Raw genomic sequence first — 23,723 nt, forward strand, 5'->3', positions numbered from 1 at the left:
TGCTTACGGGGTGTATATTGCCACAGTTATAAGAAAAGAAAAGCCTTTTTTTAGAATTTCAGTTTTTTTGCTTGTAAAATAAACAAATTGATTTCAATGGGTTAAGTTTTAATCTTGTCAGGTCAAATGAGAGGCATTTTTTCTCCCGAAATGTCAATTTTGTTCGCCTAATCAGCCCTATTCCATCATCCACAGAAATAGTTCATGCTTCTACTAAACCACTATCAATTATTTTCTTCAATCGAATGTGAAAAGTGATTCCAATCACACCGATATTGGTTATAATCCGCGCGCTTTGTGATTTGTGTTGATAATTGCAAACTAATTTTTAACTAATGCCGTTGGCATTTTCCTGAACTGACCTTTGAGTATCCCAACTAATGAGCAAGATTGATAAAGCGCTACGTATTCTTCTAGCTGGTTTTTGTATCAACCTTTGTCTTGGCATCCTATATGCTTGGAGCGTATTTAATAAAGCGCTCGTCAATGATTTTGGCTGGAGTGCAGCCGATGCTTCGTCCCCTTATGCACTTGCCACTATCGCTTTCTCGGTTTCATTGCTGATCGCTGGTGTCTTACAAGATAAGATGGGACCCCGTAATATTCTTATTCTTGGTACCTCGTTAACCGGATTAGGCATGATTGCCTCCGGATTTGTTTCATCGGTTGCTATGCTCAATATCACTTTTGGGATCATCACTGGTGCCGGCATTGGCTTTGGTTATGCTTGTCTATCACCATCGGCCATGAAGTGGTTTCATCCTTCAAAGAAAGGGATGGTTAATGGATTAATTGCTGCTGGATTTGGCTTAGCCGCTATTTATCTTGCTCCTTTAACCTCAGCACTGATCACTCATTATGGTATTCAAACTAGCTTTATTTTACTGGGTATTGGTGTACTGGTCATTGCAGTACCGTTAGCATGCACCATCAATAATCCGCCAAGTGATTATGTGCCCGCTGAACCAACATTAAAAGCTGGTCAGCAAGCGAAAAAAGTTTCTATCAATAATGATATGACATGGCGAGCCATGCTAAGAACTCCACAGTTTTACGCCTTATGGGTCATGTATGCCTTAGCCGCATCGGTCGGCTTAATGATTATTGGTAATATAACCAATATCGCCAGCGTACAAGCAAGCTTACCTAATGCCGTTTATCTTGCCTCTATTTTAGCGATTTTCAACTCAGGTGGGCGCATTGCTGCAGGTGTATTGTCCGACAAAATCGGCGGCGTAAAAACTCTACTGATCGCCTTTTTACTGCAAGGAGCCAATATGATGTTGTTTGCTCAATTTGACTCTGAATGGACACTGATCATCGGTACTGCCATCGCCGCTGTCGGTTACGGTACGTTACTTGCTGTCTTCCCATCGATCACTGCTGAATTTTATGGCTTGAAAAATTACGGCACCAACTATGGCGTTCTTTATACCTCATGGGGTATTGGTGGCGCAATTGGCGCAGCCGTGGTCGGCTACTCGATGACCCATGGTGGCGGTTATCAGCTGGCTTACAGTATCTCAGCCGCGATGATGGCACTGTGTATTTTGCTGGCTTTAGTAACCAAACCCATTACTCGCCCAGAAGTATTAGAGTTGAAAACCGCTTAATCTTGCGGATCAACATTTTCCCCTAAAAAAACGCGCTGCTCTAAAAAGGCAGCGCGTTTTTATATACTCGGACACTCTAAAACCAAGGTTTACGACTCAGAATATAGGTCTGCTCGAACTCTTCATCGGATCTCGTCACATAAATAAGAAACTCAACAAAAGCGATAATCCCAATGATCGCTGAAGGGATACCAAGTAACAAAAAGCCTAACAGAAAGGCAAACAACATGATCAACCCCTGTTTGATATACCCTAAGTAAAACTTATGTACCCCTAGCGAGCCGAAGAAAAACGCCAATAAAGCGGCCACAATTTTCTTCGATGATTTACTACTCGGTAATGGATAAATCGCTGTGGCTTGACCATCCTGAACAAAAAAATCAACAGTAAGACCAATTTTTGGTCCTTGTTCACCTTTCCACTCGTATATTGTCAGTGGATATCGATTACCGTCCTCACCGGAAATAAGCCCAGTGTGGTCGAACTGATTGAAATCAATAACAGTGCCTTTCATTTTTACTTATACCTCAGATAATGAATGTTGCCATCTCTGCACATTCCCAAAACAGGGTATATACTAACCATGAATAGCCAGTAACTCCCAACTCACGTAAACAACCGGAGGTGTGAGATGAACATTAGAGATAACATTGATGCTTTAGAGCAACAAATTTATGTTGCGTGTTCAGAAGGTGATTTCCAAACGGTCAACCACCTTGAAAAACAGTTAGAGCAACTTCGAGGCAAAATGGAGCATCCTTTCGATGAAGACCCTTATGCACTCGAAGGAAGAACGTTTATTGACGATGATTGGCGATAAATAACGCAAGGGAGTCATTGGCTCCCTTGCTATATCATACTAAAAAAAGCGGATTCGACTGCGTCCACTTTCGTTATCAAGTTGATCATCAACGACTGATGTATCAACACTTTTTTTGCTTGTCTTATTCTTAATCTTATTTTTTGCTTTCTTTTGGTCAGTTTGACGGTTTGAGCTCTGAGTGAGCTTAGATTGCGTATTTTTAGCTTTAGGTGCCGAAGGCGTGGCTTTTTTCTTAGTTGGCGCTTTTTCTGCACTTAATGGACGTTCAATCGTTTCCGTCACTGGCGCATCACAGATCACCAGATAATATTCTTGATTGAACTCAATCAAATCACCATCGTACAATTTACGACGTTTGCGCGCTTCTAGTTCGCCATTCACCGCAACGTAGCCTTCAGCGATGACATGCTTCGCTTCTCCACCACCGCTCACTGCATTCGCTAATTTGAGTACTTTGTATAATTCAATCGGCTGATTATCGACTTCTACGCCAATCGCTTCAATTTCTACTTCTTGCTGGTCGTCAACACTCTGACTCATGATCATTTCTCATTCAATATTTCGCGCTAGTGTATACCGAATACACTCACAGACAAGACCAGAAACAGGGCTTGTCATACCTATCTTAGCCAACAAGACTGTCGATTAGGCGGTATCATGACTTATTTTAGGGCTTCATCGCCATTTCTTTAGCAATTAAACGTAATAAAAAGGTTTCTCTTTCAATGCTCATGCCTTTTTTATCACTGCTGGCAATTGTCTGCTCATTATGAGCAATCGCTTGATGGATATTCACCCACATCGGCCGCATGCCATTTTTTATTTCATAATCTTCAAAACGAGTATCACCTAACTGACGATCAGCTTTACAAGTATAACAGTAGGAGATCATATGCATCACATCCGCATCATCTCGATACCAAGGACGAAATTCTTCATAAATACCATAAGGTTGAATATGGTGAATATTGTTAGCTCCCGTCTCCTCTTCGAGCTCACGGACTAAGCCTTGAATAATATCTTCATGCTCATCAATGCCCCCACCAGGTAAAGTGTAATCATGATAACGCTCAGTATAGAGCAGCAAAATATCATCGCCATCGGTAACGATCGCTCGTGCAGCTTGGCGTTGGACAATAGTGTGTTGACTGAGTTCCGTCACCTCGGGATGCGTCGCGGTGTGTAAATGTTTCATAAACTACCTTATTATTTCTTAATGACCGATTTTATCATGATCCTTAACGCGGCGTGAGACTCGCTCTGTGTTTTTCTGAATAGATAGAAACGACAACGATTATCATTGCCGAATGATTCATTTACCGCTAAGGTAATAGAGAAAATGATTCCCTACTTTGATGAATAAATATGGCAACTCAAGAAAAACAACGTGACTTCTATCGGGTTACAGTCACCGAGACCAAGCGTCTTTCTCCGAACATTCAACGTATTACGCTACAAGGCGACACGATTGCCCATTTTGGTGAACAAAGTGTTGGCGGCTATTTTAAATTGGTTTTTACCCCACAAGGTGATCCTGATCTCTCGCGTTTAACCCCAACCGAGCGACCGATTTTACGCACTTATACGATTCGTGAATTCAACCCTCATAGCAATCAAATGACGGTCGACTTCGTCCGACATATTACCGAGGATCTATCCTGTGGCTTTGCCGCTCGCTGGGCAGAAAACGCAAAAGTGGGAGATGAAGTATTCATCGCCGGACCAGGTAAAAGCCAGGGCCCGAATTGGGCAGCCGACTGGGTCTGTCTAGCTGCTGATATGACAGCACTTCCTGCTCTAGCAACAACACTAACGAGCTTAGACCCAAAAACTCAAGGCTATGCCGTAATTGAAATTTCTCATCCTGACGATCAACAACCTTTAGTTGCTCCACCAGGAGTCAAAATCATCTGGGCTCATACTGTTCAGGGGGAAACACTAACTCAGACAGTAAAAGCTCAACCTTGGTTGGCGGGACTTTGCACCGTTTGGTGTGCTTGTGAATTTGAATCAATGCGTGAACTTCGTCAATATTTTCGCAATGACAAGCAAGTGGAACGCGATCATATATACATCAGCAGCTATTGGAAAAATGGCGTGACGGAAGATGGACATAAAGTGCTAAAACGAGAAGACGCAGAAGCCAATAGTTGAGGCTAACTGACTTCTGCCTATCATTGGTTTAGGCTTAATTAAAACGCGGCTTGATACTCTACTTATATCCCGTCGCGTTTTATCATTTTTAATCGTCGTAGCATGGTTCCTGCATCGTCAACAAAGATTCAATCACAATGGCATCGTGACGCCAATAACTTATCTCCGTATCGATTAATCCACCTTGTGCATCATACCTCACTCGCTCAATAACCATCGCTGGCGTTCCTTGCGTTGTACGCAACGCTTGTGCCATCTCCCCCAACAGAGATCGACTAGTAATACGATAGCGTATCGTTGCACACTCGGTAAAAAAGTGTTGCTGATAAAGCAAGGTCAGTGATTGGCTTAACTCTAAAGTCAGTAAATTCGGAAAACGCTCTGGGCTTAGATAATTGGTCACAAAAGCAACAGGCCTCTGCTCTAAGCAACGGACACGCTCAAGATGATACACTTCTGAAAAAGGCTTGAGCTGCAATAAACGACTGGCCTGCGGATTGGCTAAACTACTTTTAGCCGTGAGCAATTGAACCGTTGGAACACGTTGCTGAGTTTTTGCCAATTGTTCAAACGTTAGATTTTGCGTTGGGTCATAACGCAGTGGCGAAGGAGAAATAAACCAACCACGGCGATCTTCTCGATAAATCCGCCCTTCGGCTTCAAGTAAAGAGAGTGCCTCACGCAACGTTACCCTTGTGGTTGAGAATGATTCAGCCAGCTTACGTTCCGAAGGCAGTTTTTGTCTGGCGGATAACTGACCAGAGCTTATCTGTTCGATGATAATGTCTTTAATCGCTAAATACTGCACGATAGTCCTTGATTGAAATGATAGTGCTGATATGCATATCGACCGCGCTAAATGTAGAGTCTAACCATACCTGACATGTCGATAGTAGCGCAAAAATGTAAAACTATGGGCATATAGATTGTATTTTCTCTCCATTCGGTTTATGTTCTATAACACAATAGGTGCCAAGCGGTACCATTAAATCAGTTTCTATGCCGCCCTGATACGTTCAGGGCGGTATTTCTTTTTGGAGAAAATAAAATGCCAAACAATAATAACGCGATTATCGTGTCCACTCTGGATATGGATCGAATTAGCGCACTGATGGACAAACTACCTAAGTTGTCTAAAGAATTAGAACGTCTAGAAAATGAACTCGACAGAGCCACTGTTTTAAACCCGGAAGAGATCCCTGCGGATGTCGTCACTATGAACTCTACCGTGAAATTTAAGTTTCAAGGCAGCGACGATGTGATGCAAAAAACCTTGGTGTACCCTCATGATGTGAAGGGTAATGATGATATTTCTATCTTCGCTCCCGTTGGTAGCGCACTACTTGGACTTTCTAAAGGCCAACAACTGACTTGGCCAATGCCAAATGGCGTTGAGCGGACCATCGAAATCATCGATATTATCGATCAACCTGAGCGCAACGGCGAATATAACCGCTAAACGCTTTGACCTGATGCAAAGGCTAACTTTGCATCAGGTTTTACCTACCCCAATTAAGCCAGCAAAATCGTTTTTAATTCGTGTAATGAAGCCACTTCATAGTGCGCGTCGATACCACTTGGTTTTGGATGTTGATGAGTATTCAACCAGCATGTCTCAAGTCCAAAGTTCAATCCACCTAAAATATCAGAGTGTGGATTATCCCCCACCATTAATACTTTTTCCTTAGCTGGGTGGCCCATCATTTCCATGGCATAGGCAAAAATGCCCGCATCCGGTTTAGCTATACCAATCTGTTCTGAAATCACGATATGCTCGAAATAGTGCTTCATACCGGTTTTGGTTAATCGAACATCTTGTAGCTCGGTAAATCCATTCGTGATGATGCCAAGCTTTGCTTTACCACGTAATGCCTCCAATAATTCTCGGGCCCCTGGTAACAAAGTACAGATGTCCGCCATCGCGGTCAAAAATGCGCTATTTAATTCAGCCGGCGTGGTATCCAATTTTGTTGCCCAGAGTTCGAATCGCGTGTGCTTTAGCTGTTCTGCCGTAATATCACCATTTTGGTAGTCCACCCATAAAGGCTTATTAACCTCTTGATATTCCATAAAATCTTGCTCAGTGAAATCCACGCCTTTACGGGAGAACATCAACTGCATTCCTTTAAAAGAATCAAAATGGAATAAGGTTTCATCCGCATCAAACAAAATCCAATCGTACTTCATCATTTACTCCTCAAATTTGCTGAGCAAGTGTAGATTGTTTTTAATAAGATGTTAATCTCATATTAGATCCGTTAACTGATTAAGGAGCAGAGTGATGAAAAAGATTGCTGTGATATTAAGTGGATGCGGGGTTTTCGATGGCGCTGAAATTCATGAGTCGGTACTTGCCCTTTATGCGATTGAAAAACAAGGTGCGCAATGGGCCTGTTTTGCACCGAATGTTGAGCAAACGCAAGTAGTTAACCATCTCACTGGTGAGATCATGTCTGAAACTCGGAACGTACTGGTTGAATCAGCAAGATTGACTCGTGGTAAAGTACAAGACATTGCGGAGCTCAATGTTCAAGATTTTGATGCATTACTGCTCCCAGGTGGATTCGGCGTCGCCAAAAACCTCAGCGATTTTGCCACCAAAGGAGCCAACTGCACGCTCAATGAGCAAGTCGCTAAGGTCTGCCATGCCTTTGCTCAAAGTGGTAAACCCGCCGGTTATTTATGCATCTCTCCTGCACTCATCCCGCTTATTTATCCAACCGGAGTAGAAGGCACCATTGGCCATGACCAACAAACGGCCAATGCATTTAATCAAATGGGCGGAGAACACGTGAATTGTCCCGTTGATGATTATGTTTACGATCAACGTCATAACGTTCTCTCGACTCCAGCTTATATGTTGGCCGAAAATCTATCACAAGCAGCACTCGGCATTGATCGATTAATTAAACGTTTAATTCAGTTGGCCTAAAGCGAGTCACTTTTATTCGAGACCAATAACATTAAATTACTATGCTTGATATACCGCTGAAGATATCCCTTTTCGGCGGTATTTTTTATTGCTGCTTTGACTGTATATCGAAACTACTTTGATTTTTAGCAATGTGCAGCGCCAGTGATAAATTTTTCTGGTGTAAATGCTCACCACCGTAGATTGATAGTTGGTGAGAGCGAGGATATCTCTCACTATCATTTGGTATACGGACGTAGACAAACCTACAGCAGCTCCCCCCCTTTCTACTTGAAGCTGCAGCGGTGTTGGCTACGTTCGTTCACCTCAATCACATAGCCTGTCTATGCTCATGGGGGCTCACTCACTTGCTGCCTTCCTGCAACTCCAAGTGGTTTGGGTATATAAATAGTAAGCAATAATTTGAGCTATTATATTTATTACACATTAATTAGGCTCTCTGAGCCTACGGATCAACAACACATAATAAAGGCACTATAATTGAGTTTGCTAACACGAGCAAAATAATAATATTTCATTAATGACATTATTTTTTTATACGACAATATATCCTTTGTCAGCTGGCGCTTACTTTCAACAAAGGATATTAACCATGAAATATGGCACCTCAAAAAAACAACTACCTGAATTTATTCAACAACGATTAGATTTATTTATTAACGACCTTATTGATAGTAATAATAATGGCAAACATTTGGTTCTAGGCAAGCGTCCAAGCACTAATGATATTATTTTACAGAGTAATGATTACCTTAGTTTATCTCATCATCCGCTCATTAAGGCTCACTTAAAACAAGCCATCGATGATAGTACCGATAGTGTGTTTATGTCGGCGATCTTTTTACAAGATGAGGCTGATAAACCTGATCTTGAGCAACAGCTTGCCCAATTTGCTCAATTTGATACGTGTCTACTTTCGCAGTCTGGCTGGAATGCGAATACCGCACTATTACAAACGATCTGCTCAGCCGATACCAACGTCTATATCGACTTTTTTGCTCATATGTCACTTTGGGAGGGAGCTCGCTATGCCAATGCTCATCTGCACCCTTTTATGCATAATCACTGTGATCATTTAGTGAAGCTCATTAAACGTCATGGACCCGGATTGATCGTGGTCGATTCTATCTATAGTACAATTGGTACTGTCGCCCCATTAGCAGATTTAGTTGCGATAGCTAAACAGTATGGTTGCGCTATTTTAGTTGATGAGTCCCATTCACTCGGAACTCATGGTCCTAAAGGTGCCGGTTTGCTCGCTGAACTTGGTTTATCATCACAGGTTGATTTTATGACGGTGAGTTTAGCGAAAAGCTTTGCTTATCGAGCTGGCGCTATCTGGGCGAATAACCATGTTGATCGCTGTTTACCTTTTGTCGGTTATCCCGCGATCTTTAGCTCGACAATTCTACCTTATGAAGTCGCAGCGCTCAGTGCTACGTTATCGGTAATCCAATCGGCGGATGAAAGAAGAAAACAACTTTTTCGTCACAGTGAGCAGTTACGTCATGGCTTACTTGAACTTGGTTTTACGATTCGTAGTCAATCGCAAATTATTGCTTTAGAAACAGGCGATGAACGTAATACCGAAAATGTTCGTGATTTTCTAGAGAATAATGGCGTATTTGGCGCAGTCTTTTGTCGCCCTGCCACGGCAAAAAATAAAAACATTATTCGATTATCGTTAAACAGCTCACTAAAAGACTCTGACATTCAAAAAATTCTCTCAGTCTGTGAGTCTGCGATACACAATAAGCAACTCTATTTTAAATAATTAAAGATCGATTCAAGGAAAGAGAATTATACCCAAACAACTTGGAGTTGCAGGTAGGCGGCAAGTGAGTGAATCCCCATGAGTATAGGCAGACTATGTGATTGGGGTGAACGAACGCAGCCAACACCGCTGCAGCTTAAAGGAGGAAGGATATAGGATACAGGGAGAAACCTTGTATCCTATAACCAATCGGCCACTTTATTTAATAATTTATCTTTATCAGCAGGTTTAACAATATAATCATTCATTCCAGCACGGTAGAGACGATTTATCGTTTCTGAGCTATTATCCCCTGTATAGCCAATAATAGGCGTTTTTCGGTATTCGGCCATTGAACTGCGGATGATATTCGTCGCCTGTAATCCATCAATAACCGGCATTTCAACATCCATTAAGATTAAATCCATAGTATGTTGTTTTAATATCTCTAAAGCTTGTTGACCATCATGAGCTTGATAAACATCATAACCCTGCTTTTCTAATAATATAGCAGAAAACGTTCGTAAAGAATCATTGTCATCGACTAATAAGATGCTTCTTTGATAATTGACTTCTCGTTGTGGTATATTTCCCCTTTCAACCTCAAGCTCATCAATCGAAAATAATAGCTTCTCGATGGTTCCAATACTGTCTTTTAACAAATGACGTATTTCAATTGGATAAATTGTTAAGTAACGAGAGATATTAATAGGATAACGCTTAGATTGGTCATAAATATAACTAATTCTGGCTTCAGTAAAATGTAATTGACCTTCCAGTAAGCTCAATTTATCCCACTGTGTTTCAAATGGAGCTAAATCAATAAAAATAAGATCAAATTCAAATTCATACGCTTCTTTTTGCATCGCTTGACTGAGAGTGAGCATATGCAAAGTAAACCCTAAATAAAAAGCTTGTTCATTCAGATGCCGACTTAATAAACTCGGTTCACCAATCAATAAAATCGATTTAGATTTTAGTAGATCGTGTTTTATCTGTTTGATACGTTCGGATTCAACATCTGGAAACTGAAGGGTAAATTGGGTCCATTCACCGAAGACGGAATGGCAAATAATTTCACCGCCAAATGAATGCATAACTTTTCGACAAAAAGGCAGCCCTAACCCATAACTATTATGTTTACCAAAGGTATAGAAGTCCTTAAAAATTTCTTCGAGCTGTTCTGCTTCAATACCAATCCCATTATCTTTGACAGTAATCACATTCTGCTCATCGACTCGATTCAATTCGATGTTAATCGTAAACACTTCACTACTTTGATAATAAAAAGCATTTTTCAATAAATTGTACAACGCAAACTTAAGTAAGGTATCGCTACCAAAAAAATCAAAATCTTGATTAACGGTTAATGAAACGGCTGCTCGATCGACGACCCGTTTGTAGGCAAAAGAATGAATAGCATTTTCAACCACCGTAGCAGCGGATAATTTTCGAAAGGTCGACGTTGAGACACGATGCTGATCAATTGACGTTAACAATAAATCTATGGTTTCATTACCAGAATGAATCACCTCATCCGCATCATTTAATATTTCATGCAATTGCTGTAAATCTTGTTGATTAATAATATGAGTTGCTTGGCCTGAATGGGGGGAAGGAACTAGAGTACGCACCACATCAAGAGAAGACTTAAGCGCACTGAGTGGATTACGCATTTCGTGTGCAATTCCTGCACCAAACGATTTTGCTAATGATGCTTTGCTCTCGTGTGATACCTGATTACGAAAGTAGAACAGATTACCGAATACATAAGTAAAGATAAAAATAGGTACATAAGTCCAAGAAATCATCTGACTAGGGGCGGCATCAACGACAACATAAACCGAGAAGTAAGCGAGTAATACGGAAATAATCGCTTGTGGCAACATCACCTTAGTTTCATGAACTAGCAGAATATGCAAGAAAATCGATGCCATAAAAGACATCGCCCAGACTGTCGACCAATCGTTCATCAACATCATAAAAGAGAAGAAAAAAGGTAAACAAAAGCCTATTGAAAGCAGATAGTAATACGGTAAATAGCGCTGTAATGCTTTGGGAAATGAGTGGCGAAAAGCAATTCCGGCAAACAATAGCGAGCAAAATCCCCGTAGCCAAAACGATTCATAGCCTTGAGGAAACAGGTAAGTCCATACATAATAGTAAATCGGAAAACCGATGAAGCCCATCCATCCAACTAACGTTAAGTTTGGTTCTGCGTATTGGTATATTTTTTTTACCGCATCCATATGAGTTATCGCTGCCTATGATCCATTGATCAATCCTCTATCCTATCTTTGAACTATACAACAAGTTTAATGCTACTGCCGAGGGTTGAGGTCACGATATCTAACCGTAAAGCAATTTGTTCTTTGAGCTCAGCAACATGTGAAATTATGCCAATGCAGCGCCCCCCTTGCTGCAAATCCACTAAGGTTTGAATTGCCAAATCTAACGATTCAGGATCTAAGCTGCCAAATCCTTCATCAATAAACAGGGTATCGAGGCGAATCCCACCGCTGTAGGCTTGCACCACATCGGATAAACCTAATGCCAATGCTAACGCCGCTATAAAAGATTCTCCGCCCGATAATGTCGCCACATCACGCCATTTTCCGGTATAGCCATCTTCGACCATTAAATCGAGCCCTGAACCCGCATTACCTTTAGCACGATCTTCTTTACGTTTTAACCAATAGCGTCCTTTACTCATCCTTTGCAAACGTTGTGAAGCCTGAATTAAGACATCATCAAGCAGCACGCCTAACACAAAGCGGTGCAAACTGACTTTAGCGCCCGTGCGTCCATTGGCTATATCACTTAATGTGCCGTAAATTTGATACTCTTTTTCAAGTTGCACATTGTTCTGATACAGCGTAACCAACTTGTCACTCACTTGGCGTAAACTGTCGTAACGTGAACGAACTTCACTGAGCTGCTGCAAGCAAAGCGTAACATGGGCTTGTTGCTGTTCTACCGCGGCCTTGAGTTCGGTGAGATTCGGCGGCGTTTGGTTATGCAACTCCTTAGCCAACGCATCCCACTGGCCTTGTAGCGTCGCAAGGCGCTGCTCAAACTGGCGAACTTTCTGCTCTATGGATAAGCGAGTCTCTTCTGCTAACTTGGCCTGCAGATAATCCTCTAGCGAGGAAAAAGCACTGTCGTTAAGCGCCGCTTGCCATTCCTGAGCTAAACGCTGCTCACTGTCCAACCAACGTTTCGCTTGCTGCTCGGCGCTGATTAAGCTTGCTTGAGCAGAAGATAAAGCCTGCTGAGCCGCGGCTAACTGGGTTCGAGCTTGTAATTCAGCTTGCTGCAACGCGGTGATCTGTTTTTTCACCCGTCCATAGGCTTCACGCACTTGATCGGCATCCGTAAACTCACTAGCCACTTCAGCTTGTAAACTGGTGACTTTGGTTTGTGCTTCAATCTCTGCTTTACTGGCTTGCTCGACTTTATGTTGCTGCTGCTCAAGTTGTAACTGAGCTTGCTGCAAGGCCACCATCACTTGGCTCAGTTGATGCTCAAGGGCTTGCGGATTTAACAGCGTTAGACGCTCAATTTCAGCAGTTAATGCTTGATGTTGATGTTGCAATGCGGTTAATTCTGACAATGCCTTGTGCTCGATTTGCTCCTCGAACTGCTTGAGCTGCTGCTGATAATGACTAAGATTGTTTTCAGCCTTTTGGTATTGTTTCAGTTGTTCGGTTTCATTCGCTTGATGGTGTTGCTGAGCCTGACGAGCTTGCTGAACCTGATCTTTACTCACCACTTGACCAGAAAATTGTGCGATATGAGGATGATGCTCACTACCACACACTGGACATGGATTACCTGGTGCGAGTTTCTGTGCCAATTCTGCGGCTTGATTACTGTGCCAATAAAATTCCAACTGATCGGCATGCTGGCTAGCCTGCAACGTTTGCTGCTGCGCCTGCTGATAAGCTTGCCCAGCTTGTTGATACGCTTGCTGTAACTGGTTGATTTGTTGGGTTAAAGATTGCTGCTTGACACGTAGCTGAATATGCTCATTCAGTTGGCTACACTGTAGCTGTTTGGTTTCCAGACCGCTTCGTTGGCTAATCACCCGTTCTAATGCTTGCTGCTGCTCTTGGCGCTGCTGTTCTAAATCGGTAAGGTGCTTTTTCAACTGCTGATGCTGAGTCTGCGCCGCCTTCAACGCCGCTAACGCGTTAGTCTGCTGATGCCGTTGTTGCTCTAACTCAACCCATTTTTTACCCATACTTTCCAGTTGATACAACTGTTGGCTGAGCGCTTCAATTTGCTGTGCGGCTTGCTCTGCCTGCTGATAAGCTACCGTTGCCACCGTCACTTGCTGCTGTGTTTGACTCACCGCTTGTTGATGCGTTTTTTGCGCTTGCTCAGCCAGCGTCAATTGCTGCCGTACATCAGATAATTGTTGATAAGGTAAGTCGAGCCGCGCCGCTTTTTGGTCTTGTTGCAATCTTACTTGCAGCTCATCGTGCTCAGCCTGTTGCGCGGTTAATTGTGCTTGCTCTAAAGCCAACTGCTCTTGCTGGCTAAATTTCGCTTGTAACTCTTGCCCCGCGTGCCATTGTTGCTTAAGAACATCAAGCTTCTGCTGCGCTTGTTGATGGCTTTGCTCGCTGTTTTTTAAGCTTGGCTCAATACTGGTTAGTGCTTGCTGCAATTCCTCTTCACTGGCCATAGCAACAACATTCAACGCCCCTTTTATTTGCTGATCAAATTGCTCTTTTTGGCGACGAATCTCTGCCGCTCGCTCAAACAATTCCCGTTCAATTTGCGTATAAATATGGGTTTGAAATAGCTGACCAAAGATTTGTTCGCGCTCTTTTGAGTTGGCGATTAACAATTCACGAAATTTACCTTGCGGAATTACCATCACTTGACGAAATTGCTTGACATCTAAGCCAATTAATTCAACCACCGCAGAAGCAACACGCTTAGGGCTATGAGCCAGCAGCTTTTCTTCGTCATTAGCGAACCATTCGATTAAGCTCGCGGCATGAGATTTTTTAGTGGTGCCTTCACCGCGCTGTTTCGCAACCTGCTGATCCGGGCTACGGATGATCTTAAACCGCCGATTATGCAGCTCAAAGACAAACTCTATTTCCGTCAGAACAGAATCAGGGGCATAATCACAGCGCATTTGATCGCCAGAACGTTCGCTACCCGTAGTTTCGCCATACAAGGCATAGCATATCGCATCGAGCAGCGAGCTTTTCCCTGCCCCTGTTGGGCCATTGATTAAAAAAAGCGGCGCATGACCAAAAGCGCTGAAATCGACCACTTGCTGGCTCGCAAACGGGCCAAAAGCTTGCAGAGTCAAAGTAATTGGACGCATAACTTAATTTGACTCCTGATTTTTCAGTGACTGAATGACTTGGCTAATCGCCTGTGTTTGCAATTCCGTTAACGGCTCTTGCTTGGCTTCAAGAAAAAAATCTCGAAACATATCCAGCTCACCACGCGCCAAACGAGCTCGACCCATTGGCTGCTCACTATCCATTAACATACCCGGTTTCTCTAAATGCAACACATTTGGGTATACTTTGCGCAGCTTTTCCATCGGATCTAAAATGGCGTGCTTATCCATTAAACGCACCAGTAGATAATCATCCGCATGAGGGTCTTGCTGACCTTGAGCCAACAAGGTCTCTAATTCTCCTTCAATAACACGCATATCATGGGGCGCGGTGAGCGGGATCGGTTGTGCCGACACAAAACCCTCTTGATTCAATTCCACTAAAGTCATGCCTTTTTTATGATATTGCTCAGAGAAGCTGTATTTCATCAGCGAGCCACTGTAACGAATATAATCTTGACCTTTATATTGCGGCTGATGCAAATGCCCTAATGCAACATAATCAAAGGGTAAAAAGTGCTGGTGATTCACACAGTCAGCGCCACCAATCGACAGCGGTCGCTCTGAATCTGAAGTACTTGCGCCATCGACAAAACAGTGACTAAGCAAGACATGACGCTGGGCAGGATTGAACGTATCGACGATCTGCTGACAAAGAAATTGATGCGCCTGATCATGAGTGCTGACCTTATTTTTAAACGCATCACGAACCTGCTCAGGATCGCTGTAAGGCATACCATAAAAAGCCACTTCCCCGGCTTGCTCTGAGCTAAGCACCACAGGCTGTAACATTTGCGTAAAGTCACTGATAATATGCAAGCCAGACGACTGCATATGTTGGGCGGCAAAGCCTAAACGTTTCGCGCCATCATGATTGCCAGGAATCATGATCACTGGGGTCTGTAATTGCTGACAAATGCGCGTTAATACATCATCCAATAGCTCAATTGCGGCGGTCGGTGGTACTGAGCGGTCATAAATATCACCGGCGATCAACAATGCATCCACCGGATGAAGAGTGATATAATCGATAAGTTGGTTTAAGACCTGCCGTTGATCATCCAATAAAGAGACATTGTGAAAGTGGCGGCCTAAATGCCAATCGGAAGTGTGTAAAAACTTCATTGCCAGCCTATAAGCAAAGGTTATGTTAAGCCTATGATAACCTTAAGCCATCATAAGATCATTGCTTTCATCAATCAGCGGCGCACTTTCAACCGACGCGGGATCAGTTCAATACCATTAGCAAAACGTTTTGCCGACGCATTCAACGCTAATGCCATCGCACTATCGGCGATCAATTCAAACTGCTGGGGTAATGAATTAATTTTAATCGGTAAAAAGTCTAATAATCTATTATCACCAAAGGTCGCCAGCCTTAGTTTATCCATCAGTGCAGGATGCTCTAATAATACGTCTAATACCCCTTCTAATAAGGTATAAGACGTCACTACCACGGCATCGGGCATGTTATCTTGCTCATGCCACTGTGCGAACACTCGCCGCCCTTCCTCGCGATTAAAGTGCTCGCCATAAGCCAGCACCATTTGCTTATTCGCCTGCTTCAACGCCGATTCAAAGCCCATTTGCCGCTCTTGAGAGATACTTAATTCAGGCAATGCGCCAATCAAACCAACGCACTTCACCTCATCGCTCAATACCGATTGGGTGAGTTCAAAGGCGGCACTAAAATCCTCACTGACCACGCAAGGAAAATGTTCATCATCCAAAGGTCGGTCAATGGCAATCACCGGCGTGCCCGCTTGTTGAACCTGCCAATAAAATTCGCTGGCATCCGCCAAGCTACTGGCCACAAATAAGGCATCAATCCGCCGAGAGACGAGAGCATGGGCAACATTTTTCTCAATTTCTGCATCATCATCAGAGCAGCCAATTAATATTTGATAACCCGCTTGACGTGAATTGTGTTCAAGTAATTTGGCTAATTTGGCATAACTGGTGTTTTCTAAATCGGGAATAATCAAACCAAACGAGCGACTATTGCCCGCTCTTAACGAAGATGCGGCTAAATCTGGGCGGTAATCATACTGCTCAACAATCGCGATCACTTTTTGCTGAGTTTTTTGGCTAATGCGATATTTGGTCGCTTTGCCATTAATCACATAGCTGGCCGTTGTTTTTGAGACGCCTGCCAATTTGGCTATTTCATCTAGTGTCATATCCACTACTCGGGTTCTGTGCGTGGGATCATAGAAACAATTTTTTGATCCTTAATTGAGTTGAATTATAAGCTGAATCGATTCAGTATCAAAGCTGAAAGGATTCAGCAAAAGTTTAAATTGGTAGCTAGGTCGAGTTTTTTAGACTAAACCTAATGAAAGCGACTGATTAATAAACTATAGCGTTTGCTAAATTTTTTTAAACTTAAAGCTGAAACGATTCAGCTTAATCATAAATCACGATAATGCGACTCTATACCCAAACAACTTGGAGTTGCAGGTAGGCGGCAAGTGAGTGAGTCCCCATGAGCATAGATAGGCTCTATGATTGGGGTGAACGAACATAGCCCCCCCCTGCAGCTTCAAGTAGCAAGGGGATAGTCAGAAAAAGCGACTCGCATTATCAACACAAGCCATTTCTGGCTAAGGGGCCAAACATGTTGCAACTCTCTACGCAAGATATTCGATTAGCGCAGACACCCTCGAACAAACAAGATGCCATTCGTGCTATCGCGGCAGACCTTACTGAAAAACAACTGGTCGAGTCAGGCTATATTCAAGGTATGCTTAACCGCGAAGCGCAAAATTCAACTTTTTTAGGCAGCGGTATCGCCATTCCCCATGGCACAATTGAAACTCGCGATCTGGTTAAGCAGACTGGCGTCACCGTACATCATTTTGCCAACGGCGTTGATTGGGGTGATGGTAATATCGTCTATGTCGCGATTGGTATTGCAGCCAAATCCGATGAACATTTAGGCATATTAAAGCAACTGACCAAGGTGCTCTCTGCCGATGGCGTTGAGAATCAGCTCAAACAAGTACAACAAGCGAGTGATTTAGTCGCACTGCTTAATGGCGAAGTGCAATTTAGCGCTGATTTTGATCCTGCTTTGATTCAACTGCACTTTCCTGCCAGTGACATGCTGCAAATGACCGCGGTGGCGGGTGGTTTACTGAAAAATACTGGCTGTACTGATAGTGCTTTTGTCGCCGATCTGGTCACCAAGTCCCCTACCCATTTAGGCAAAGGGTTATGGTTAATCAGCAGTAACCAAAGTGTGACGCGCAGCGCGATGTCATTTGTTTCTACCGCTAATCATTGTGAGTACCAAGGCATTGCTGTCAAAGCTTTGATCGCGATTGCCGCTTGTAATGATGCCCATCGCTCGTTTCTTAATATCATCACCCAGCTTGTCTTCAACCAGCAGCAAGAGCAATTATTACAAGCGGATGCCCATCAATTGGTCGCGTTATTTTCTCAAGACAACGCCCAAGCTGCTTCTAGCCACCCAGAAACCAACGCGAATGTTGAAACCGCGATCTTTAAAATTACCAATTCACATGGTTTACATGCCCGCCCCGGCGCCATGCTCGTCGCAGAAGCGAAGAAATTTCAAGCCAACATCAAGGTGGTCAATTTAGATGGTGATGGTAAAGCGGCCAACGCGAAAAGCTTAATGAAAGTTATCGCCCTAGGAGTGAAACACGGCCACCAACTGCAATTTAGCGCTGAAGGGCCAGATGCCGCCCTTGCCCTTGAATCGATTGGCGCAGCGATTAAATCCGGTCTTGGTGAGCATTAAGGAGCCGATGATGAGTATGAAAGTCGTTACCATTACCTTGAATCCAGCACTTGATCTCACTGGCAGCATGGAAAAAATGCATGTTGGTTCCGTGAGCTTAGTTCAACAAGGTTCATTACATGCGGCGGGTAAAGGGGTCAATGTAGCCAAAGTGCTCAGCGATCTTGGTGCTCAAGTCACGGTGACAGGATTTCTGGGTCAAGACAACCAAGAAATGTTTTGCCAACTCTTTGCTGAAATAGGCGCAAACGATCAGTTTATTCGTCTACCCGGTGCAACGCGGATTAATGTCAAACTAGTCGAACAATCCGGACAAGTCAGTGACATCAATTTCCCTGGTATTCATGTCAATGAACAAGATATTCAACGGTTCGAGCAGAGACTGTTCCAGCTCGCTGATGATCACCAGTACTTCATCATTGCAGGTAGTTTACCATCCGGTCTCTCCCCACAGCGCTGCGCCAGCTGGATTAAACAGTTGGGATTACTGGGTAAAAAAGTGTTGTTTGACAGTAGCCGCGAGGCTCTAATCGCCGGAGTCGATGCAAAGCCATGGTTAATTAAACCCAATGAAGAAGAACTGGCTCAGTTTGTGGGCCACCCTCTGCATAGCCCTGAAGCGTGTCAAGCCGCCGCTCAACAACTCGCCGATAAAGGTATCGCTAATATTGTGGTATCCATGGGGGCACAAGGCACGATGTGGCTTAATCAAGGCCAATGGCTACACGCCAAACCACCCAAAATGCCGGTCGTGAGCACGGTCGGTGCTGGCGATACCTTAGTGGCCGGTTTGTGTTGGGGGCATATGCAAAATATGGATAAATCGTCATTGATCACCTTTGCAACCGCGCTATCCGCTCTTGCGGTAACGCAGGTGGGCGTTGGCGTTCCTGACATCAACAAAGTCACAGCTCTACAAAACGATATCCAATTATAACCACACGACTTGACGAAAGCAGTCACCAAAGACAGCGAGGTAACTGGGTAGAAACAATATACCAAGCTGTTAAAACCGCCATCGTCTTAAGTTACTAGGGTAAACCATTGATTAGTCTATGAACTAACCATTAACGACAAAAGGTCAACACTATGAATATTGCCATCATTACCGCATGCCCCAGCGGGGTTGCCAATAGCATTATCGCCGCCGGTTTATTAGAACAAGCAGCGAAATCACTGAACTGGAATACCACTGTCGAGTGTCACTCTTCGATACTCGACACGACAACCTTAACCGAGGCCGACATTGCTCAAGCCGATGTCGTGATCATTGCTGCTAATACGCCGGTCGATACCTCGCGTTTTGTCGGTAAAAAAGTCTACCAAAGTGAGATTTCAGCGTGCACCAGCGATCCGAGCACGTACTTAACCACAGCAGTAGAACAAGCCAAAGTACTAAACGCCTCAGCCGTGACCACCACTGCACCCAGTAGATCAAACGCGTCAGCGGTGAAAAAGATCGTCGCTATCACCGCGTGTCCAACCGGTGTTGCTCATACCTTTATGGCAGCGGAAGCGCTGGAAGAAGAAGCCAAACGCCGCGGCCACCAAATCAAAGTCGAAACTCGTGGCTCGGTCGGTGCCAAAAATCAACTCACTGAGCAAGATATTGCCGAAGCCGATTTAGTAATTATTGCCGCTGATATTGAAGTGCCCCTTGAGCGTTTCAATGGTAAAGCGCTGTATCGCACCAAAACTGGCCCCGCTCTTAAGAAAACCGCTGAAGAGATGGATAAAGCCTTGGTTCAAGCCACCACTTACCAACACTCAGGATCAAGTAGTGCCTCGTCTAGTGACGAGAAAAAAGGCGTTTATAAACACCTGATGACTGGGGTTTCACATATGCTCCCGGTAGTCGTTGCTGGTGGCTTATTGATCGCCCTCTCTTTCGTGTTTGGTATTGAAGCTTTTAAAGAAGAAGGCACCCTTGCCGCCGCTTTGATGACCATTGGTGGTGGATCCGCCTTTGCATTGATGATCCCCGTACTGGCTGGTTATATTGCTTTTTCGATTGCCGACCGTCCTGGTCTGGCACCTGGTCTGATTGGTGGCATGCTCGCTAGCTCAACGGGCGCTGGCTTTTTAGGTGGTATCGCGGCCGGTTTCATCGCCGGTTATAGCGCAAAATGGATTGCTGATAATGTCTCCTTGCCTCAGTCAATGGAAGCGCTTAAGCCAATTTTAATCATTCCGTTTATCGCCAGCTTAGTCACCGGCTTGGTGATGATTTATATCGTTGGTGGCCCTGTTTCTGGGATCATGTCGGCGCTGACTGAGTTTTTAAATAGCATGGGATCAACCAATGCCGTGTTATTAGGCATTATTCTTGGTGCGATGATGTGCTTTGACTTAGGCGGTCCAGTCAACAAAGCGGCGTATACTTTTGGTGTCGGTCTATTAGCGTCAAACACCTATGCGCCCATGGCTGCGATCATGGCGGCAGGGATGGTACCTGCATTAGGGATGGGCCTTGCCACGTTCTTAGCCAAAAATAAATTTGCCGCAAGTGAACGTGAAGCAGGCAAAGCCTCATTTGTACTGGGCTTGTGTTTTATCTCTGAAGGGGCAATTCCTTTTGCAGCCAAAGACCCCATGCGAGTTATCCCGGCATGTATGGTGGGCGGTGCATTAACCGGAGCACTATCCATGCTGTTTGGTGCACAACTCATGGCACCGCATGGTGGACTATTTGTCTTGTTGATCCCGAATGCCATCACGCCAGTATTGATGTATTTGGTCGCGATCGCTGCTGGTACTATCGTGACCGGTGTAGGCTATGCGTTTTTAAAATCACGCGCAGCGGCAAGTACACAAGCCGTTCAAGCTTAAACCTCTCAGCCATGGTGCAAGCCATCAGGCTCTGCGCTCCTTGTTCAAAAAAGCAAAAAGTCAGCGATACGCTGACTTTTTTGTTTCATAACTTCTACCACTGTAGATGTTATTGATGCTTGCCTTGGACATATTCACGACTTACATCAACCACCGCCACATCCCTAAAAAAACTCCGCCCTAACAATATAGGAAAGGTGAGATGGGTTCGATTGGCTAAAGTGAATTGAGTATGATCTTTCATCTCTCCAAGTTGTACCCACATCATCACCACCGGACGACGCTGATAACTGTTATCGGACGATTGACGAATGCGTACCCAACGTTCAACAGGTAAATTGATCTCACCACTTTTTATTCCATCATGTTCAATACGAAACTTGACCCAATCTTCTCCATCCCGTTCAAAAGCTTCAACATCGACTGCACTAATCGAAGATGTGGTTGCTCCGGTATCGATGCGAGCCCGAAAGCTCTCTTCTATTGCCGGTACATAAACCCACTCTTTTTCACCAAAAATCAGTTTACCATCGGATGTTTTGGTCGCCGCAGGCACCTCGGGCTCAACAATCTCTGGTGGTTCTACTTCCGGTTTTGCAGATTCCGTTTCTGGTTCGGGTTGCTCAATTTGGGATGAGGTTTCAGTTTGCTCAGAAGAAGGAACCATCGCACAAGCAACTAAACCCCCACTGAGCAGCAACGTTAGAAGGATTTTCCATGGTTGTTTCATTCATTTACCTCATTCAACTACTGTTATGACACGCTAACGATCGCCTCTGCTACATAAGGGATATCTTTCTCCGTTAGACCGGCGATATTAATTCGACCATCAGCCACCGCATAAATCGCGAACTGATCGCGTAAACGACCCATCTGTTCTGGACTAAAACCGAGCATAGTAAACATCCCTTTGTGGCTTTGGATAAAGTCGAATTGTGACGTATTGTGTTGATTTCTCAACTCATTACACAAGGTTTGACGAAGGCTTAACAATCGTTGCTGCATTTCTGTCAATTCTTGCAGCCAAAGGTTGGTTAACTTTTCATCTTGTAATACGGTTTTCACCAAAGCCGCACCGTGATCTGGAGGCATAGTGTAAGTGGCTCGTGCTAAGGTCAACATTTTGCCTCGCGCATTGGCGACCTGCTGAGCGTTTTTACCTAATACGATTGCCGCTCCAGTCCGTTCACGATACAAACCAAAGTTTTTCGAACACGAGGTAGTAATCAACATCTCTTCTACCCGCTGCGCCATATAACGCACACCTTGAGCATCGCCTTCAAGTGACTCACCAAAGCCTTGGTAAGCGATATCCACAAATGGAGTAAAACCTTGTTTAAGTGATAATTCCGTTATCGCCTGCCAGACGGAAAAATCAATATCCGCTCCTGTCGGGTTATGGCAACAGCCATGCAGTAACACCACATCTTTCGGTCCCGCCTGAGCCAGATCGCTCATCATTGCCTCAAGATCAACCATTTTGGTCTCCGGACTAAAATAAGCATAGTATTTTACTTTTAATCCTGCCGCTTCCATGACTGGTTTATGGTTAATATAGCTTGGATTGGTTAACCACACCGTCGTATCAGGCTGAGCAACACGCATTAAATCCCCCAACATGCGCAATGCGCCACTGGCTCCGGGAGTCTGAATTGTGGTTAAACGGTCAGATAATGAGTGTTCATGACCCAAGACCAATTGCGTGATACTGTGGTTAAACTCTTCACAACCGGCAAGCCCAACGTAGGATTTAGTGGTTTGAGTCTGGATCACCTTTTGCTGAGCCAGTTGCACCGCCTGCATGATCGGTGTTTGGCCTTGACTATTTTTATAAACGCCAATCCCCAAATCGACCTTTTCAGGACGGGGATCTTGACGAAAAGCGACGGAGAGAGAAAGAATAGGATCTAATACTGGTTCAGATAAATGGTCTAGCATGAAAGTCACAACCCTTTGAAATTCAAGTAATGACTTTCAAGTAAACACCAGAAACCATAAAACCGAAAGTAATTTTTACACTTTACAACTATGTATCACCTGATTATGGCTACCCCGCCACGGTAAACTGGGATCGGCTTTATCTTGCTCAAACTTACCATCAATTAATACATCAATATGATCGAGCACTTGACGTTGTTGAGCGTTCAATTCTGATAAACGGTAACCCGTCCATAACCAAATATCTTTGCCCGGGCATTCCTGATTAACTCGTTGCACCAAAGCTAAAACGGTAGAGACATTACTCGGATGCAAAGGGTCGCCACCGGACAGTGACAAACCCCGCTTAATAATGCGCTGGTCGTTGAGATCAGCAATGATCTGATCGGCCAACTGGTCAGTAAACGGCAAACCAGAAGTCAACGACCAAGTGCTTTGGTTATAACAACCTTTGCATTGATGTACACAGCCAGAGACAAACAAAGTGCAGCGTGTCCCGGGCCCGTTCACCACATCAACGGAATAATATTGATGATAATTCATAGCT

General features: G+C 44.0%; 21 protein-coding genes. 9 read left to right on the top strand and 12 right to left on the bottom strand.

The annotated features are described in order from the left end of the window. The first annotated feature begins 380 nt into the window (after positions 1 to 380). Positions 381 to 1,613, top strand: coding sequence for an OFA family MFS transporter (locus FKN88_RS03075; RefSeq protein ID WP_158145042.1), 1,233 nt, complete (start codon positions 381 to 383; stop codon positions 1,611 to 1,613). Positions 1,614 to 1,689: 76 nt separating this feature from the next. Here FKN88_RS03075 and FKN88_RS03080 read toward each other — a convergent pair whose 3' ends face one another. Then, a complete protein-coding gene (locus FKN88_RS03080; RefSeq protein WP_154171112.1) occupies positions 1,690 to 2,127 on the bottom strand; it encodes a TM2 domain-containing protein in 438 nt (145 codons plus the stop codon). Positions 2,128 to 2,244: 117 nt separating this feature from the next. Here FKN88_RS03080 and FKN88_RS03085 point away from each other — a divergent pair, with 117 nt between their 5' ends. Beyond that, on the top strand, positions 2,245 to 2,433 hold the full coding sequence (locus FKN88_RS03085) for a hypothetical protein (RefSeq protein ID WP_004396488.1): 189 nt from the start codon (positions 2,245 to 2,247) through the stop codon (positions 2,431 to 2,433). Between the two features lie 39 nt (positions 2,434 to 2,472). On the opposite strand, the gene FKN88_RS03090 is transcribed toward FKN88_RS03085, so the two are convergent. Together FKN88_RS03090 and FKN88_RS03095 are read right to left on the bottom strand one after the other, a co-directional pair. Beyond that, positions 2,473 to 2,976: an RNA-binding S4 domain-containing protein gene (locus tag FKN88_RS03090; protein ID WP_004396489.1), complete on the bottom strand. Its 504-nt coding sequence runs from the start codon at positions 2,974 to 2,976 to the stop codon at positions 2,473 to 2,475. A 127-nt stretch (positions 2,977 to 3,103) separates the two neighbouring features. Further along, positions 3,104 to 3,631: an NUDIX hydrolase gene (locus FKN88_RS03095; protein WP_004396491.1), complete on the bottom strand. Its 528-nt coding sequence runs from the start codon at positions 3,629 to 3,631 to the stop codon at positions 3,104 to 3,106. A 170-nt stretch (positions 3,632 to 3,801) separates the two neighbouring features. On the opposite strand from FKN88_RS03095, the gene FKN88_RS03100 reads away from it, so the two are divergent. Further along, positions 3,802 to 4,590: a siderophore-interacting protein gene (locus FKN88_RS03100; protein WP_306687210.1), complete on the top strand. Its 789-nt coding sequence runs from the start codon at positions 3,802 to 3,804 to the stop codon at positions 4,588 to 4,590. An 88-nt stretch (positions 4,591 to 4,678) separates the two neighbouring features. Here FKN88_RS03100 and phnR read toward each other — a convergent pair whose 3' ends face one another. Then, complete coding sequence (gene phnR / locus FKN88_RS03105) at positions 4,679 to 5,398, bottom strand: phosphonate utilization transcriptional regulator PhnR (RefSeq protein WP_161438268.1); 720 nt, start codon at positions 5,396 to 5,398, stop codon at positions 4,679 to 4,681. A 240-nt stretch (positions 5,399 to 5,638) separates the two neighbouring features. On the opposite strand from phnR, the gene rnk reads away from it, so the two are divergent. Further along, a complete protein-coding gene (gene rnk, locus FKN88_RS03110; RefSeq protein WP_004396497.1) occupies positions 5,639 to 6,049 on the top strand; it encodes a nucleoside diphosphate kinase regulator in 411 nt (136 codons plus the stop codon). A gap of 53 nt (positions 6,050 to 6,102) precedes the next feature. Here the strand turns inward: rnk and yjjG are convergent, their stop codons facing one another. Then, entirely contained in the window at positions 6,103 to 6,777 is a 675-nt protein-coding gene (yjjG, locus tag FKN88_RS03115; protein ID WP_004396500.1) for a pyrimidine 5'-nucleotidase, read from the bottom strand. 94 nt (positions 6,778 to 6,871) lie between these two features. Here yjjG and elbB point away from each other — a divergent pair, with 94 nt between their 5' ends. Beyond that, entirely contained in the window at positions 6,872 to 7,522 is a 651-nt protein-coding gene (gene elbB, locus FKN88_RS03120; RefSeq protein ID WP_161425397.1) for an isoprenoid biosynthesis glyoxalase ElbB, read from the top strand. A gap of 592 nt (positions 7,523 to 8,114) precedes the next feature. Beyond that, on the top strand, positions 8,115 to 9,296 hold the full coding sequence (gene cqsA / locus FKN88_RS03125; RefSeq protein WP_004396503.1) for an alpha-hydroxyketone-type quorum-sensing autoinducer synthase: 1,182 nt from the start codon (positions 8,115 to 8,117) through the stop codon (positions 9,294 to 9,296). 179 nt (positions 9,297 to 9,475) lie between these two features. On the opposite strand, the gene FKN88_RS03130 is transcribed toward cqsA, so the two are convergent. The 4 genes from FKN88_RS03130 to cra all read right to left on the bottom strand — a co-directional run bounded on the left by FKN88_RS03130 (position 9,476) and on the right by cra (position 16,823). After that, complete coding sequence (locus FKN88_RS03130) at positions 9,476 to 11,524, bottom strand: response regulator (protein WP_306687211.1); 2,049 nt, start codon at positions 11,522 to 11,524, stop codon at positions 9,476 to 9,478. 53 nt (positions 11,525 to 11,577) lie between these two features. Continuing rightward, a complete protein-coding gene (locus FKN88_RS03135; RefSeq protein WP_306687212.1) occupies positions 11,578 to 14,622 on the bottom strand; it encodes an SMC family ATPase in 3,045 nt (1,014 codons plus the stop codon). A gap of 3 nt (positions 14,623 to 14,625) precedes the next feature. Further along, positions 14,626 to 15,768, bottom strand: a complete 1,143-nt coding sequence (locus FKN88_RS03140) for an exonuclease SbcCD subunit D (protein WP_306687213.1) — start codon at positions 15,766 to 15,768, stop codon at positions 14,626 to 14,628. A 74-nt stretch (positions 15,769 to 15,842) separates the two neighbouring features. Next, on the bottom strand, positions 15,843 to 16,823 hold the full coding sequence (gene cra, locus FKN88_RS03145; protein ID WP_306687214.1) for a catabolite repressor/activator: 981 nt from the start codon (positions 16,821 to 16,823) through the stop codon (positions 15,843 to 15,845). Positions 16,824 to 17,260: 437 nt separating this feature from the next. Between cra and fruB the strand changes: the two genes are divergently transcribed. The 3 genes from fruB to fruA all read left to right on the top strand — a co-directional run bounded on the left by fruB (position 17,261) and on the right by fruA (position 21,238). Beyond that, positions 17,261 to 18,409 (top strand): fused PTS fructose transporter subunit IIA/HPr protein, encoded by a 1,149-nt coding sequence (fruB, locus tag FKN88_RS03150; protein WP_154171120.1) that lies wholly within the window; start codon positions 17,261 to 17,263, stop codon positions 18,407 to 18,409. 10 nt (positions 18,410 to 18,419) lie between these two features. Then, positions 18,420 to 19,346 (top strand): 1-phosphofructokinase, encoded by a 927-nt coding sequence (pfkB, locus tag FKN88_RS03155; RefSeq protein WP_154171268.1) that lies wholly within the window; start codon positions 18,420 to 18,422, stop codon positions 19,344 to 19,346. A gap of 152 nt (positions 19,347 to 19,498) precedes the next feature. After that, positions 19,499 to 21,238: a PTS fructose transporter subunit IIBC gene (fruA, locus tag FKN88_RS03160; protein ID WP_154171121.1), complete on the top strand. Its 1,740-nt coding sequence runs from the start codon at positions 19,499 to 19,501 to the stop codon at positions 21,236 to 21,238. A gap of 109 nt (positions 21,239 to 21,347) precedes the next feature. Here fruA and FKN88_RS03165 read toward each other — a convergent pair whose 3' ends face one another. From FKN88_RS03165 to nrdG, 3 genes are all read right to left on the bottom strand, one after another. Further along, positions 21,348 to 21,968, bottom strand: coding sequence for an ATP-dependent zinc protease (locus FKN88_RS03165; protein WP_158145033.1), 621 nt, complete (start codon positions 21,966 to 21,968; stop codon positions 21,348 to 21,350). A gap of 23 nt (positions 21,969 to 21,991) precedes the next feature. After that, positions 21,992 to 23,176 carry an amino acid aminotransferase gene (locus FKN88_RS03170; protein ID WP_154171122.1) on the bottom strand — a complete coding sequence of 395 codons (1,185 nt, stop codon included), beginning with the start codon at positions 23,174 to 23,176 and terminating at the stop codon, positions 21,992 to 21,994. Between the two features lie 75 nt (positions 23,177 to 23,251). Next, entirely contained in the window at positions 23,252 to 23,719 is a 468-nt protein-coding gene (nrdG, locus tag FKN88_RS03175) for an anaerobic ribonucleoside-triphosphate reductase-activating protein (RefSeq protein WP_154171123.1), read from the bottom strand. Positions 23,720 to 23,723: the final 4 nt, after the last annotated feature.

The sequence above is a fragment of the Vibrio sp. 2017_1457_13 genome, from assembly GCF_030851525.1.
In the GTDB taxonomy this organism is placed as follows: Bacteria; Pseudomonadota; Gammaproteobacteria; order Enterobacterales; family Vibrionaceae; genus Vibrio; species Vibrio metschnikovii.